The following is a 14,966-nucleotide window of genomic DNA, read 5'->3' as shown; positions in this document are numbered from 1 at the left end:
TGTGGAGGGAATGACATGGATTTACGGACATCGTATCAACAAACGTCGCATCAACTGAGCGGTCACGGCCGACGGAACGTCGGCGTCTTGCAACAGTCGTTCGCCGAAGTCGATCCGAATCAAGCGAGCGACCACTACGGGACGGGCGAGGTCATCGAACGCTTCGAGCAAAAAATGGCGCAAGAACTCGGCATGGAAGACGCGATATTCTTTCCGAGCGGCACGATGGCACAACAGATTGCGTTACGGATTTGGGCGGACGAGACCGGTAATCGAAACGTCGCCTATCATCCGCTCTGTCACTTAGAGATTCATGAACAGGAGGGGTTGAAGGAGTTACATCACCTTGAGCCAATCTTAATCGGAGATAACAAGCGGTTGATGACGCTCAAGGAAGTACAGGCGTTGCCGGACGTCGCCTGCCTGTTGATCGAGTTGCCACAACGGGAACTCGGGGGCTACTTGCCACCATTCGATGAACTTGAGGCGATCAGTCACTTGTGTCGGGAGCGGGGGATTCGTCTGCATCTCGATGGAGCACGCTTGCTCGAGACACTCCCCTATTATGAGAAGACCGCGGAAGAAATATGCGCGCTGTTCGACAGCGTCTACGTCTCGTTCTACAAAGGCATCGGCGGCATCGCCGGCGCCATCTTGGCCGGACCGAAACCGTTCTGTACCGAGGCGAGAGTTTGGAAACGGCGGTACGGTGGGGATTTGATTGGATTGTATCCGTACATCATCCCTGCCGACTATTACTATGAATTGCGGAAAGACAAGATGGGGACGTACTATGAACAGGCGAAGGAACTGGCGCGTCGCTTCAACGCGCTCGATGGGGTATGGACGACACCGAACGTCCCGGTGACGAATATGTTCCACCTTCATGTTAAAGGAAAAGTGGATGAGGTCGCGGCCCGGATTCGTGCCGTTCAAGATGCGACTGGAATCGGTATCACTGGCTATCTCGTACCGCAGGACGGCTATTGTTCGACCGAAATCAGTATCGGGGATGCGTACGGAGAGATTGAGTCTAACCAACTTATACGCTTGTTCACGTTATTAGAAGACCCGGCGGAACTTCGGTGAGTATTGAGAGTATCGTTAATTCGTGTCGTTACTTTTCAGATTTACGAAAAAGCACCGCGCCTCATTCGAGGCGCGGTGCTTGCTGTTATCTGGAGACGATGGCGTCGAGACGGTCGAGCTGTGAGGTGAAACCTTCGACGGCTCCCATGTCGACGACTTGTCGGAGCGACTCGGCGTCCGTGAATTCGGAGCGGCTAATGAACAGCGTGCCGTTCGGAATATCGATGAACTCATTGGTAATTGTCATGACGGGAAGCTCGGGATTGACGTGGCCGTCCGCGTCCGAGAATGCGTCCGTATAGACGATTTTCCGATGCGGGTCGATCTCGAGGAACGTCGATTTGCCCCATGACTCCATGCCGTAATAATCACCTTGACCTTTATCGACACACGTCATGCAATAATGCCACGTGCCCCCAGGTTCGAACTCGAACGTGCGAATCTCTGTCTTCCATCCAGTTGGTCCCCACCAGGTTTCGAGGTGGGCCGGTGTCGAGAAAGCCTCGAACACGAGCTCACGCGGTGCGTTGAAACTTCGTTCGACAACTAACGTGTTGCCTTCGACTTGAGATTTCACTTTTTCCATTGGAAAGCCCCCATTCTCGAGAAAGAAAATGCATATGTCTAATCAATGTAGTCTCTATTCCCGATTCATGGACCTCTTCAACCTTTTCCGTCAAATATCAAATCGAGCACGGTCTCGCCGATCGGCCGCTCCTTGCCTTCGTACGGGAAGGAATGGATATGGATGGCCGGATTGAAGTTCAGCTCGATGATGCCATAGTCATCTTCACGCTCGAGCGATGGAATCATCATATCGACCCCGCAAATCGTCGCGCCGATGGCTCGGGCGGACTCGACCGCAATTCGTTTGTAGGAATCGGCAATCCGGTCTGTATAGTCGATACTGTCCCCGCCCGTGCTGATGTTCGAGTTCTCACGCAAGAAGACGAGCTCACCATCGGCGAGGACACTGTCCGGTGTCTTGTCTTGTGGACGGAGGAACGCCACGACGATGTCATCGATGTCGATTTTCTCGAGCGGTGTCTTATAGCCTTTGCCACGGAGCGGGTCTTCATTCTTCTTGTCGACGAGCTCACGGATCGTCGACACGCCGTCCCCGGTCACGTTCGCCGGGACGCGGTGCAAAATGCCCGCGACCTCGTCACCGATAACGAGGAAACGATACTCTTTCCCGGGCAGGAACGTCTCGAGCAGGACGACGTCGTCGAACGAACGGGCATGACGGAACGCCCCGCGCGCCTCCTCGAACGTCGTGCCGTCTTTGAAGATGTGGATGCCGATTCCGAAGTTTGTCGATTTCGGTTTCAAAACGATCGGCTCGTCCGCAAATGTAGACCAGGCTTCCTGTAAATCAGCTTCAGTGCGCAGCTCGACCCCGCCCGGCACGCGGATGCCATGTTCGGCGAGTACGTGTTTTGTCACTGTCTTGTTCTCCATCATAAGTATCGACACGTAATTGTCTTTCGACGTCTTCGTCGCCTGTTTGACATATTCGGTCTGGTTACCGTGGCGGATGCGGAGAAATTGGTCGTCACGGTCGATCACGTCGACGGCATAGCCGCGTTTCAGCGCCGCCTTTATCAAAATCTGCGTCGATAGCTCCATGTCCGTGTAGCCGTGCACCCGAAACCGGTTGGCGTACGCATCTTGATAGAATAGTTCCGCTTGCTGGAGCGACCAGGCCGTGTAGCCTTCGGTTGTCATGATATTCGTCAATTGAGCCGCATACGTCGACTCGACATGGTTAACCCGCTTCCGGACAGAGGCGAAGACGTCATCGAATCCCAGAGTGTACCGTTCATTGAACGCTTCGACTTCGTCGAGCAAATCGCGTGCGTACGTCTGAAGCGCCACCGCCTCGCCGTCCCGATGCAGCAAGAGCGTAGGGGATAGCCCTTCTTTCGCCACGCGTTGCTGGTTGTGGAACGCCTCGGCCTGCCAGTCCGCGAACCGTGTCTCGTCTTTCAACGTCAAGTAGAGCAGGAAGACGTGCAGGAACTTCAAATCGGACAGGGCGATCCCGGTCTTCTCGAACGGGTTGAGGTCGATGTTGCGAATCTCGATGTAATCGATGCCGTTCGTCTCGAGTCGTTCCAAGTCATTGCCGCCCTGTGACGTCTTCAGTCGAATCGGAGAGTAGAGCTCGTTCGGGTTGGCGATGTCACCTTGGGCGATGAAGCGGCGCACGCTCGCGGTGTAGTCTGAGAGCGTTGAATAGTCCGGATAGAGCGGCTCGACGTTCGTATAGCCGCAATCGCTATTCCGGTATGACAACGCCGTCGTATTCGAATACACGTCCTCGCTGAGCGCCTGCATCTGACTGACGCAACGTTCTTCATAGCTCGTATGGACAGCTGGTGTCCCGCCTAACAGATAGACGACGAGCCAACGTGTCCGTAAATAGTTGCGGACGAGTTTTAAATACAAATTGTTCTTGAAGCCTTCGTAGTGCTCGGATGATCCTTCATAGAGCGCCTCAATCAGCTCGTCTGCGAACGAGAAGTTGAAATGGATGCCTGAGATGAGCTGTTTTTTCGCCCCGTATTTTTGGAGCAGGTGCTCCCGATAGCGTCCGGCCTCGATCCCAGAGCTGCCAAAGTCGGCGAGCGGGATGACGCCGCCGTCCGGAAGCGCGCACGGCATCGACTGTGGCCAGAGCCGTTCATCGCCGATGTTCAGTGCCGTGACATCGTACAGCGTCTGTAAGAAGTTGTGCGCGGCTTCGACGGTCGGAAACGTAGGGGTAATCAGTTCAATCTGACTTTCTGAGAAGTCGGTCGTGATATACGGGTGCGTCGCTTTGTCACCGAGTGCTGTCGGATGTTTCGTGACGGCGAGCGTCCCTTCAGGGGTCACGCGGAGCATCTCACGCTCGATGGCGAACCGGCCACGCAACAACTGGTTAGTAAGGTCATTAAATCGCTTCTGCAAGGGAAGTCACTTCCTTTTTCATTAGTCGGACATAGAGGACGGAGACGAGCCCTTTGATGATGCTTGAGATGGCGATGCTCCACCAAATGGCATCGAGACCGAGATAGGGTTCGAGGGCAAGCGCGAGCGGGATGCGGGCAACGGTGAAGACGATGGAGATCGTTGCCGGGATTTTTGGCAGGCCGAGTCCCGAGAAGTAGCCGTTCCCGATCATCTCAAATGAGGCGAAGATGAGCGAAATCCCGATGATACGTAAATAGCTCGCGCCGATGTCAATCGTTGTCGGGTCATCGACGAATAGCCCGATGAGGACGTCCGGAACGAACAGAAAGACGAGGGTGATCAGCCCGGTATACAGGATACCGAGACGCGTCGTCACCCGGTAGCCTTCATGGACCCGGTCCACTTTGCGGGCGCCGAGATTTTGCCCCGTATAACTCGCGATGGCCCCGTTCAGTCCGCCGATCATCATATAGGCGATCGATTCGATTTGTAATCCGATACGCTGGGCTGCGATTGCCTCTGTCCCGTACGAACCAATCATCCGGGCGAGGAAGATGCTGATGACGGTGAACAAGACACGTTGCGTCGCCATCGGGAAACCAAGGCGAAGAATCTCTGTATAGTCCGTGCGATTTGGTTCGACCGTCTCCTCCCAGTCGAACAAGAGGCGGGCTCGGTGCCAGAAGAAGCCGAACATGACAACGTTCGCGACGAGCGTCGCGAGACCGGCACCGACGACCCCGAGTCCGAGTGGATAGATGAAGAGCGGCGACAGGATCATATTGAGAGTGACCCCGGTCGCGTTGATGCGCATTGCTGTCGTCGTATTGCCGTAAGCGCTAAACAGACGGGCATAGAATAGGTTGGCAAACGAGAAGACGAGCATCGGGGCACTGACGAGCAAGTAACTGTACGCCAATCGTTCGACAGGTGGGGCGTCCATGTTCAAAAATCCGATGAGCGTCTGGCCGAACCCGGCGAGGAGGACGGCAAATAACAGGCCGAGGCCGAGGTTCATCCGCCTCCCGGCCCGGATGTAGCGCTGAATCAACGCCTGATCTCGTCGTCCGACGGCTTGCGACACTTTGATGCCGGCGCCGACGACGATAAGGGATTGAATCGCCTGACCGAGCATGATATAAAAGCTGGCCGCGCCGATGCTGGCGACGGCGTCGCTACCGAGCGCACCGACCCAGAACATATCGACGAGACTATACGTGAACTGTAAAAGCGAACTGCCGACGAGCGGGAGGGCGAGCGCCACGATGACGCGTTGAACCTGACCGGTCGTCAAATCGATGGTTTTCACGATGAAAGACCCCTTCAATACATTTAGTATATAACCGTTTAGTTATATATAAGCACGACGTGACTGAATTCGCAATCGTAGGGAACGACTCGACGAAAAATCGACACAAAAAAAGGAATTCGATGTGAATTCCTTAATGGGTATAGGCGCGGATCCAAGTCGTCATATAAACGAGTGTCGAGATGATCAGTGTCGAGGCGAGTGCGTAAATCGGATAAGCGGGGAGCGCGTTCTCGAACAGCGGATAAAACATGAATGACGCCATGAGGAGCGGCACAGTAATCCCGAACGAGACGTAGGCGGCTTTCGTCGCTTTCGCCGTGATGATCTGCTCGCGTTCGTCGACTTCGCTAAATTCTGTCATCCGGACCGACCATTGGCCAAAGCTTAAGTTTTGGTTCGGGCGTGTCTTGAACGAATAGATTGTCCAAATGATAAAGAAGCCGACTAACAGCAAGAGCGGCAATAAGTTAAACTCAATTTCGAATCGGTCGGTCTCGATGACGGTCGACACGTCAGACAAGAACGAGCTGAACAGAAATGCCATCAGGACGTACAAGATGATGCTGGAGATGGATTGGATGACGACGTGTTTCAATTTGTTTCCTCCTCGATTGTGAAAATAGATTCGACCGGTTCCTCGAATACGCGGGCGATTTGCATCGCCAGCATAAGCGACGGCGTGTAGATCCCTTTTTCGAGCGAGATGATCGTCTGTCTCGTCACACCGACTTTGGCCGCCAAGTCACCTTGAGTCAATTGATGCCGGGCCCGCAACTCTTTGACGCGATTGATTAATGGCATGCCGCCACCTCATTTCTTGTTTCTATCTTCAGTGTAAAGTAAACTTTACTTAATGTAAAGCTAACTTTACTTATTTGTGGATGGTACAATATAATCAAAGTTGAAAGGGGAGAAGTCGGATGAAGGCGATTTTTGGACAACATCACGTGTCGGCGATGACAGGGGACGCGTTGAAGAACTTGCGATTCTATACGGAGGTACTCGGGATGCGACTCGTCAAAAAGACGGTCAACCAAGACGATCCATCGATGTATCACTTGTTTTACGCAGATGAATCGGGGACACCGGGGACGGATTTGACGTTCTTCGAGCTGCCTTTTCTCGGGCAAACGTATAAAGGGTCGAGCAGCATCTCGCGGACGGCGCTTCGGGTGCCGGATGGGGCATTGTCGTACTGGCTTGAGCGATTTTTCGAATTCGGTGTACTCCATGATCCGTTAGAGGATGTGCTCGGTCGTCCGACGCTTTACTTCGAGGACGAGGAGGGGCAACGGCTCTGTCTCGTCGAGGGCGGATCAGGGACGCCGCGGAAAAACGGACCGGTGCCGGCAGACGTCGCCGTCTTCGGCCTCGGATTTAGCGAGTGGACGGTACGGCGAATTGAGAAGACGGAGCGGGTGCTGACGGACGTGCTCGGTTATCGCTTCGCGTCTGAGTTCGAACGGAACGGTCAATCGGTTCGTGTGTTCGAGACGGGGGATGGCGGTGTGGCGACAGAGATTCATCTCGTCGACCGTCCCGATTTACCGTCGGAGCGTCCAGGACGAGGCAGTGTCCACCACGTCGCGATTCGCGTCGAGGATGATGACGAGATGGCGCGTTGGGTCGAGCGGCTCGATTCATTCGGCATCAGTCATTCGGGCCTAATCGATCGTTATTATTTTAAATCAATTTATTTCCGCGAACCGAGCGGGATTTTGGTGGAACTCGCGACGGACGGCCCTGGATTTGCGACGGACGAACCAGTCGAGACGCTCGGAGAACGTTTGGCGCTACCACCGTTTCTTGAGCCACAACGAGCCGAGATTGAGGCCAAATTAAAACCGCTATAACAGACAAACCCGACGGACTATTTCAGTCCGTCGGGTTTTGTATGCCTAGCAACATGGCCAGTTCGTTCGTCCGGTTGGCAACGAGGTCGGCAATCGTATAGCGGTCGAGCACGTGCAGGAACGCGAGCATCGCCTCGTTCAAGACGCTCCGCAGGTCGCATGCGGGTGCGATGACACATCGTCCTTCCCCGAAGCATTCGACGAGCTCGAACGGTTCCATCGTCCGGACGACGTCGCCGACGTTGATGTCCTCCATCGGTCGGGCGAGCCGGAAGCCGCCACCACGGCCGCGCACCGATTCGAGATACCCATGCTTGCCAAGCTCATAGACGACTTTCATGACGTGATTCTTTGAAATCTGATATTGGTCCGCCACTTCTTGAATCGTTACGAGACGATGGGAGAACGTGGCGCTATACATGAGTGTTCGGAGTGCGTAATCGCACGTTTGCGTGAGCCGCATGTTGTTTCACCTCTTATCCGTTCATTGTACAAGACATCGTCTGAAAGCGCGATGATGGAAGATGTGAAAAAAGCGTGGCGGATTCAAGGCGGAAATTTGAACTTGTATCTAAACAAGTATTTTATATATTGCTTTTGAAGTGACTTACCTCACATAATGAACATGAACTTTCAAAAAGGGGGAAACAAAATGTTAGATCAACAAACCATGGATATCGTCAAAGCAACCGCACCGGTCTTGAAAGACCATGGTGTCGCCATCACGAGTCACTTCTATAAGCGCATGTTCGAAAACAACCCAGAAGTCCGTCAATTCTTCAACCATACGAACCAAAAACGCGGTCGTCAGCCAGAGGCGCTCGCCAACGCCGTCTATGCGGCAGCCGTCCATATCGATCGTCTCGAAGCGATCCTTCCGGCCATCCAACCGGCACTTCATAAACATAAGAGCTTGAACATCCGGCCAGAACATTATCCGATTGTCGGACAAAACTTACTCGGCGCGATTCAAGACGTGCTCGGTGAAGCAGCGACGCCGGATATCATCGACGCTTGGGCGAAAGCATATGGTGTCATCGCCGACGTCTTCATCTCGCTCGAGAAACAGATGTACGATGATGCACCATGGATCGGTTTCAAACCGTTCACGGTTGCTGAAGTGATTGAAGACACACCGGAAGTGAAACGATTCCACATCAAAGCGAACGACGGCGTCGTCGGGATGGCCATCCCAGGTCAATACATCTCGGTTCAAGCCCGTATTGCTGGGGAAGACATCTTGCACCATCGCCAATATAGCGTCGTCGAGACGACAGAAGACGGCTACTGGATTGCTCCGAAGGCGGAAGGTCTCGTCTCAAACTGGCTCCATGAGCAGACGGTCGGTACGGAGATTCCAGTGAGTGCCCCAGCTGGCGAATTCGTGCTCGAAGCATCGGATCGTCCGCTCACACTCGTCGCTGGCGGGATTGGCATCACACCGCTCTTCAACATGGCGAAAACGGCACTCGGTCAAGGCCGTTCGGTCACGTTGCTCCATGCTGTCCGCAGCACGAACCTCCGTCCGCTCGGTGAAGAGCTCGATGAACTTGTGAACGCTGGTCTCCAGCTCATCACACACGTCGATGACGTATCAGGTTGCATGAGTGCGACACAACTCGAAGCACTTGATGTCGAGGGACACGACGTCTACACGTGCGGTCCGACCGCGATGATGGAGACGGTCGTCCAAACGATTCCACAAGCCCGTTACGAGTTCTTCGGTCCATCAGCCGTACTCGCTAGAGCATAAGAAAGGACGACTGCGAAAACAGTCGTCGTATCACCGCAGACCGGTTATCGGTTTGCGGTTTTTATAGTTGCTCAGCGTGGATCACGTTTTTGTCGCGGTCGAGCGTTTCGATTGTCCAGTCGCCAAGTAGCGTCTTCTCTAGAGTAATCAAGTAAGTCCTGATATATCCTTCGTCTCGAGGATCGTTGACCATGTAGGTTTTACTCCAATCGGAATTCTGTAACCGCAAGTACACGACGTCTTCGGGTTGATTGTTCAACCGAACCCCAAGGTATTCGTCTGTTCCATTGCCAAGATGAGCCCAGTCGAATGGTGTTTCTTCAATTGTGTCACGGGTCGAGCTACTAAACTCACCGTTCGTTTTCATGATGCCTAGACCGAGAATCGTGTCGTCTGCGTTCGTGAATAGCGTGACGGTCGATCCTTCTAATTTATGGTATTCGTAAGCAGACCACCCTTGGGCAGTCATCTGGTCGTTCAATTCTTGTTGTACCTGTTCGGATGCTTGTTTTCGTTGTTCGTCGTTATAAGACCGGATACCGGCCGTGACTGAAATGGCGATGATGATGATCATACCTGTAAGGAATAATGCGAGTCCACGTTTTGACATTTTGCCTCTCCTTGTTCAGTTTTCAGAAATCGATCGAGTCAATGACTTGCTCATTTTGGTCTAACGTTTGAATCGTCCAATCTTCTTGAGGGACGTTATGTAATTTCAAGATATGATATTTAGAAAATGTATCCTCTTCGGGACGATTGAGGACGTGTTCTCCTTGCATACGCTCTCCGATGATGCGGAGAGAAGCCACTTTTTGAGGGTTGTTGTGGAGACGCACCCCCCAATAATAAGTGCCTTCATGTTCAAGCTCGATATAGTCGAACGGAGCTGCATCGACTGTCTCGACAGTTGTGGCACTATACCCGTCACCACTCATTTCGGCGAGTCCAAGCATTGTCTCGTCCTCATTTGTGAACAGTGCGAGGTTTGATTCATCAAATTGATCGTATGTATAGGCGTGAAACCCGTCATCAGCCAAATAGCGATCAAGCTTTCGATTCTCTAAAAATGTAGGTCCGTTTTGTATCAAGGCGATAAGTGCGATACAAGCTAGCAACACTCCGATAATTTTTCGTTTGAACATTTGTCTCTTCCTTTCTATAGCAACAGCCCATGCCTCAATCCTGAGCGCATGGGCTGTTTGATTAGTACGTCAAGCTCGCGGCGACGATGATGCCGACGACGAGTGAGGCGGAGAAAAGGCTGATCCCGATGGCGAGGTTGCCGTTCTCGACTTCTTTCTCTAAGTTCACGCCTGGTGTCAGGACGTATTCAAATGTCCAGAAGGCGAGCACTTGGGCAAGAATCCCGACGAGTCCCCAGATGAAGGCGTCGAGCAGGTTGACGCTGTTCGCCCACACCGTGTAGATGACGATGGCGAGTCCGATTGCTTTCCCCCAAAGTTTCAAGGCGACGGCGACGTTACCTTCTTTAATCAATTTACGTTCCGAATACTTCGTCGTAAGGGCGAAGACGACGAGTCCGGCTAAAATCAGGCCAAACCCTGTGCCGAGGTGAGCGAGGAAGCTCAAGATGGAATCGAGCGTGATGAACGTCATAAGTTATTCTCCTTTGTTGTGCCGATGGCTAAGTAGTAAGACTGGTTATTCGTAATCATGCTGCCGGCGCGGACGCCGAGGGCGGACGGATGGCCGTTCAAGCAAAAACAGCCGACCATGTAGTGCGTCTCGAACGGACCGTTGACCGTGTTCGTCAGACGGGTCGGCAGCTCGATGAACTGTTGATACACCGCCGTCTCGTCCGCGTACGTCTGGAGTGTCTCTTTATGAAACGGGACGCCGGCTTGGTCGTAGAGGATGACCGAGTCGCCTTCCCGGCCGAAGGCGGGCTTTTGCACGTACGCGCTCTGGCCGATAAACGGATCAGGCTCGAGATACGTCGGTAAAAAATATGTCTCGATGATGGAACGTTCCGCTTCGTCGAAATATGTATCGGCCTCATACAGTTCCCAAATGAGCGCTTGGACGCCTTTGGACTGCATGAGAAACGCCGAGAGCGGATTGAGTACCGAGACGTGTTTGGCTGCGTTCAGTTCGAGCAGGCGGATGCCAATCAAATCACCATTGGGTGCCCGGTCGTCGACCAGATGCTCGATCGGGTACGTCTGACGATATAACACGTCGACTTTTTCCCCGGACGGTGTGAAGACGCCGTCCGCATTGACGAGCAATCGGTCGAGCGGGACGAATTCGGACGGTAAATCGAGCGTCTCTTGAAGGAAGCGCGTCGTCCATTTGTCCTCGATGTTGTCGTCATGGGCCGTGAAGACGATTTTCGGTGTCCCATCCCGGTCGAGTCGTTGCCACGCTGCGATGACGGCTTTTCGAAGTTCGGCCTTGAGCTCTTCGGTCGACGCCGCGTTCGGGTCGTCGAGCCCGAATTCTGTCGTCACATAGCCGTTCACGTCGAACAGTTCTTTGATGAACGTCGGTGTATCGGCATTGAATTCCATCAACTTGAGGGTGCCGTCTTTGACGATCCAGTCATAGCGACCGATAATCGTCTCTTGCGGCAGCGCCTTGTCGCGCAGGAACGGTAGGCTCGCCTCAGGATAACCGAGCAAGCGGAGTGTATCGTCCGGGAGGGTGCGCAATAGGCGGTTCGTCTTACGGAAAATCGCATCGACGTCACGCGTCGCTTTCCGAATCTGCCCCACCGCGTCCGTAGACATGGTAAGACAGTCGTAAAGAGCGTACTCCTCGTCGTTCAAGTCAGACCAAAAGAAAGGGATTTGGCCAAACAGTGCGTCTCGCTTCATCCCCCAAAGCCGCCTTTTGAACCGCTACCGAGTCCCGAGTTGGAGCCTGAGTTTGATTTGTTCGGGGTGATGTTGCTGGCGCCACCGTTCGAGCGGTAATTTTTATATGCCGAGGAGTTCTTCAATGCACTCTTTGAATTGAATAGGCTACCGAGTAAGAAGAAGCTCCCGAAGTGAGGGGAGCGATCATCGTCACAGTAATATGACTCCGTCTCATCATCCCAGTCCCAATCGTCGCATTCATAGCCGGTCGGTTCTTCCGGTAACGTCGCTTGTTCTGTTTCGTCGGTGCCGCAAGCCGCTAACGATGCGGTCAAGACAGCAGCCGACAGACCGCTCAAGATTTTTTTGCTTGTCTTCATGTTGATTCCTCCAATGTATAACCTGTAGGGGTGACGTAAATGACATAGACGCCACGATCTTCGTCCGTCTCGGCCGAGTCGCGCTCATATTCTTTGCCGGCGACGTACAAATACTGACTGCCGATCATGGCGAGTGCGTCGAGATGCCGATCGACGTAATACGCCTCGAGCATCGGGTTGTCGAACCGGTCGTCGAGCGTCCGGATCTCGACTTTAATGTCGGTCGTCTCGTGCTTGTCGACGGGGCCTTCCGTGTAGCGGTCGACGTAAATCAAGAAGTATTGTTCGCCTTCGAGCGCCGATGAGCGCTGTTTGTAGGTCATGCCGTCCTTGACGAAAAATTCGCATTCGCGGCGGGCGAGTACTTCATCGAGGCCGAGCGATGTATAATGGTAGAGTGGCTCGAACGAAAGTTCATTTTTATAGAGTCGATATTCCAAAACGATTGAGTTCATGACGTCGTCCTTTCTTTTTTCTTTCTATACGGAACCGAATGTAAGGTGGTTTCGTAAATCAAGTAAGTTGTCTCTAGTATATAGGAAAAGGAGGGGTTTTTCTGTGCATATCTTTTTTCGTGTCTGGCGCGGGTTATCGAAATTATCGTTTTTGAACGTCGTCCTGGCATCGCTCGTCATCATCTTGACCGGTACCGTCCTCGGATTTGTGCTTGAACCGGAGACGTTCCCGTCGATGTTCGACTCATTCTGGTGGACGATGACGACGCTCACGACCGTCGGATATGGTGACTTTTTCCCGACATCGGTCGCGGGACGTTGGCTCGGGATTTTCTTGTTCCTGTTCGGGATCGGGATTATCGGGGCGTTGATTGGAAAACTCGTTGAAGTCGGTGCGACGTTTCAACGGTTAAAACGGGAGGGGAAGTTAGTGTATCGAGGAGAAGGGCATTACGTCTACATCGGCTGGTCGCCGAAGACGAAAAAAGCGATTGATGAAGTGCTCATCTATGAGCCAAAGGCTGAGATCGTCTTAATCGATCAGTTGAAGGAAGAAACGTACGACCACGACAACGTCCACTTCGTCCATGGTGACGCGTCGGACGAGGCCGTACTCTTGCAGGCCAATATTTTAAAGGCGCGCCGGGTCGCCATCTTCGCGGATGCCCGCATCACGGAGACACTCCTCGCCGACGGGAAATCGTTGCTCATCGCGTCAGCGGTCGAAGCGCTCTCGTCTGAACGCGGCGTCGATTTGCATACGGTCGTTGAGGTGTGCGAGGAACGGAACATCTCGAAATTCAAACACGTCCGAATCGACGACTTTATTCTCGCGAACGACTCGGTGTCACTCCTCATGGCGAAAGCGACGCTGCAGCCGGGGACGACATCGATTTTCCGTCAGCTGCTTAGTAAACAGTCAGGCGGCAACATCCAGGCGCTCGCGCCGAAACCAGAATGGACGACCATTCGGGATGCAGCGGAAAGCTTGTTGCACCAAGGCGTCACGTTAATCGCCGTCAACGACCGTCTCGATTACGCGACGGTGCTCGATACACCGCTTCAAGCGAACGATATGTTGTACGTCGTCTGTCACGATGACTCGTGGGAGCGACTGAACCAAGGAGGAATTTGATGTATAACGGAACGTTTATCCGTAAGATGACACGCATGCAGAACGTGCAACGATGGGACGAGTATGCACCGCATTATCATGACAATGCGGCAAGCCACAGTTTCCGCGTCGCTGTCTTCAGCTTAATCGCGGCATACTACGAAGAGAACAAAGGACGGGACGTCAACTTGCTCGACGTGCTCGGCAAGGCGCTGTTCCATGATATGAATGAAGTGCAGACCGGTCCAATCATGCACCGGACGAAAAAAGAACCGACGCTCAAAGAACATATCGAACGGATGGAGCGGACGGCGAGTCTCGGACTCGTCGAGTTGTTGTCGCAGTCGCTCCGGCCGCATTTTTATCGTTTCCTCGTCGAGGCGGAGGACGACTCATTCGAAGGACGGCTCGTCGATGGAATCGATTCGTTCGACGCGATGCTGTTCGTCCGCCGGGAAGTCGGACATGGCTCGCCTCATTTCGTCGCGAAGCTTGAAGAGATGAAAGCAGCCCTGCGCGATCATCCGCTCGAATCGGTCCGCTGGCTCTATGAACAAGTCGAGGCCGAGACCGACGTGGCGACGTTCATCGAGAACGTCATGCGGATGGACAGTGTAAGACGGTGGAAAGGCCGTTTCAATACGATCGACGATAACGACGCCATCCATGGATTCCGGGCGGCCGCGCTCGGGCTGTTCAGCGGCTTGTTGGAACGCGAGAAATATGACGTCGACGTCGATGTCGCCGAATTGACGGCCCGCCTTCTCTGTCACGACCTCGTCGAAGGGGTGACCGGTGACGTGCTCGGCCCGGTGAAACATTCGACCGCGGAGACCGGTGCGGCGTTCGAGGCGTACGAACGGACCGAGAGCGAGGCGCTCTTGTCGCTCCTCCCGGACTATATGCAGCCGGCGTTCCGCCGCTATATGGCCGATTCGAAAGATGATACGTATGAAGGCATGCTCGTCGATATGATGGACAAACTCGACGCGCTCATCAAGATGAACATGGAGCGGAAGATGAACGGGGCTGAGTACGAGGTCACGTATCGGGAGCAACTTCGTAAAGTGCAGATGCGCTACGAGAACCCGAGCATGTTGTTCTTTTTAGCTTACATCTTGCACGATTTAGATTACGTCACTAGTTAACAAGGTCGCAGACGAACTGTCTGCGGCTTTTTTATATCATTTATTGACATATATCATTAAAAGATATATATTGAGAGTAAGATAT

17 protein-coding genes are annotated in these 14,966 nt (G+C 53.4%); 5 read left to right on the top strand and 12 right to left on the bottom strand.

All coding sequences use genetic code 11. The features are described from left to right. Positions 1 to 15 precede the first annotated feature (15 nt). Positions 16 to 1,089: a threonine aldolase family protein gene (locus KNP82_RS08095; protein ID WP_029594604.1), complete on the top strand. Its 1,074-nt coding sequence runs from the start codon at positions 16 to 18 to the stop codon at positions 1,087 to 1,089. An 85-nt stretch (positions 1,090 to 1,174) separates the two neighbouring features. Here the strand turns inward: KNP82_RS08095 and KNP82_RS08090 are convergent, their stop codons facing one another. The 5 genes from KNP82_RS08090 to KNP82_RS08070 form a co-directional block, all read right to left on the bottom strand. Then, positions 1,175 to 1,675: an SRPBCC family protein gene (locus tag KNP82_RS08090; RefSeq protein WP_029594605.1), complete on the bottom strand. Its 501-nt coding sequence runs from the start codon at positions 1,673 to 1,675 to the stop codon at positions 1,175 to 1,177. A gap of 77 nt (positions 1,676 to 1,752) precedes the next feature. Then, on the bottom strand, positions 1,753 to 4,044 hold the full coding sequence (gshAB, locus tag KNP82_RS08085) for a bifunctional glutamate--cysteine ligase GshA/glutathione synthetase GshB (protein WP_029594606.1): 2,292 nt from the start codon (positions 4,042 to 4,044) through the stop codon (positions 1,753 to 1,755). Then, the gene (locus KNP82_RS08080) at positions 4,028 to 5,356 is read right to left on the bottom strand and encodes an MATE family efflux transporter (RefSeq protein ID WP_029594607.1); all 1,329 of its coding nucleotides are present in this window, start codon (positions 5,354 to 5,356) and stop codon (positions 4,028 to 4,030) included. Before KNP82_RS08080 ends, gshAB begins: the two co-directional genes overlap by 17 nt. A gap of 133 nt (positions 5,357 to 5,489) precedes the next feature. Next, complete coding sequence (locus KNP82_RS08075) at positions 5,490 to 5,954, bottom strand: hypothetical protein (protein WP_021066033.1); 465 nt, start codon at positions 5,952 to 5,954, stop codon at positions 5,490 to 5,492. After that, complete coding sequence (locus tag KNP82_RS08070) at positions 5,951 to 6,160, bottom strand: helix-turn-helix transcriptional regulator (protein WP_029594608.1); 210 nt, start codon at positions 6,158 to 6,160, stop codon at positions 5,951 to 5,953. The genes KNP82_RS08075 and KNP82_RS08070 overlap by 4 nt, the downstream gene beginning before the upstream one ends. A gap of 119 nt (positions 6,161 to 6,279) precedes the next feature. Between KNP82_RS08070 and KNP82_RS08065 the strand changes: the two genes are divergently transcribed. Beyond that, positions 6,280 to 7,212, top strand: coding sequence for a ring-cleaving dioxygenase (locus tag KNP82_RS08065; protein WP_029594609.1), 933 nt, complete (start codon positions 6,280 to 6,282; stop codon positions 7,210 to 7,212). A gap of 22 nt (positions 7,213 to 7,234) precedes the next feature. On the opposite strand, the gene KNP82_RS08060 is transcribed toward KNP82_RS08065, so the two are convergent. Further along, a complete protein-coding gene (locus KNP82_RS08060; RefSeq protein ID WP_021066036.1) occupies positions 7,235 to 7,675 on the bottom strand; it encodes an RrF2 family transcriptional regulator in 441 nt (146 codons plus the stop codon). 189 nt (positions 7,676 to 7,864) lie between these two features. Between KNP82_RS08060 and KNP82_RS08055 the strand changes: the two genes are divergently transcribed. Continuing rightward, entirely contained in the window at positions 7,865 to 8,965 is a 1,101-nt protein-coding gene (locus KNP82_RS08055) for a globin domain-containing protein (protein WP_021066037.1), read from the top strand. Positions 8,966 to 9,026: 61 nt separating this feature from the next. Here KNP82_RS08055 and KNP82_RS08050 read toward each other — a convergent pair whose 3' ends face one another. From KNP82_RS08050 to KNP82_RS08025, 6 genes are all read right to left on the bottom strand, one after another. Continuing rightward, positions 9,027 to 9,575, bottom strand: a complete 549-nt coding sequence (locus KNP82_RS08050) for a hypothetical protein (RefSeq protein WP_029594610.1) — start codon at positions 9,573 to 9,575, stop codon at positions 9,027 to 9,029. 22 nt (positions 9,576 to 9,597) lie between these two features. Further along, positions 9,598 to 10,107, bottom strand: coding sequence for a hypothetical protein (locus KNP82_RS08045; RefSeq protein WP_029594611.1), 510 nt, complete (start codon positions 10,105 to 10,107; stop codon positions 9,598 to 9,600). A 61-nt stretch (positions 10,108 to 10,168) separates the two neighbouring features. Next, positions 10,169 to 10,582 (bottom strand): DUF350 domain-containing protein, encoded by a 414-nt coding sequence (locus KNP82_RS08040; RefSeq protein ID WP_021066039.1) that lies wholly within the window; start codon positions 10,580 to 10,582, stop codon positions 10,169 to 10,171. Beyond that, on the bottom strand, positions 10,579 to 11,802 hold the full coding sequence (locus KNP82_RS08035) for a glutathionylspermidine synthase family protein (protein ID WP_029594613.1): 1,224 nt from the start codon (positions 11,800 to 11,802) through the stop codon (positions 10,579 to 10,581). The genes KNP82_RS08040 and KNP82_RS08035 overlap by 4 nt, the downstream gene beginning before the upstream one ends. Beyond that, complete coding sequence (locus KNP82_RS08030) at positions 11,799 to 12,164, bottom strand: hypothetical protein (RefSeq protein WP_029594614.1); 366 nt, start codon at positions 12,162 to 12,164, stop codon at positions 11,799 to 11,801. The genes KNP82_RS08035 and KNP82_RS08030 overlap by 4 nt, the downstream gene beginning before the upstream one ends. Then, entirely contained in the window at positions 12,161 to 12,619 is a 459-nt protein-coding gene (locus tag KNP82_RS08025) for a hypothetical protein (protein ID WP_029594615.1), read from the bottom strand. The genes KNP82_RS08030 and KNP82_RS08025 overlap by 4 nt, the downstream gene beginning before the upstream one ends. A gap of 103 nt (positions 12,620 to 12,722) precedes the next feature. Between KNP82_RS08025 and KNP82_RS08020 the strand changes: the two genes are divergently transcribed. Both KNP82_RS08020 and KNP82_RS08015 read left to right on the top strand, forming a co-directional pair. Further along, positions 12,723 to 13,754 (top strand): ion channel, encoded by a 1,032-nt coding sequence (locus KNP82_RS08020; RefSeq protein WP_029594617.1) that lies wholly within the window; start codon positions 12,723 to 12,725, stop codon positions 13,752 to 13,754. Beyond that, complete coding sequence (locus KNP82_RS08015; RefSeq protein WP_029594618.1) at positions 13,754 to 14,881, top strand: YfbR-like 5'-deoxynucleotidase; 1,128 nt, start codon at positions 13,754 to 13,756, stop codon at positions 14,879 to 14,881. Before KNP82_RS08020 ends, KNP82_RS08015 begins: the two co-directional genes overlap by 1 nt. Positions 14,882 to 14,966: the final 85 nt, after the last annotated feature.

Source organism: Exiguobacterium sp. s26 (genome assembly GCF_018618235.1).
In the GTDB taxonomy this organism is placed as follows: Bacteria; Bacillota; Bacilli; order Exiguobacteriales; family Exiguobacteriaceae; genus Exiguobacterium; species Exiguobacterium chiriqhucha.
The sequence above is the reverse complement of the archived record's forward strand: the minus strand, read 5'-3'. Positions and strand labels throughout refer to the sequence as shown.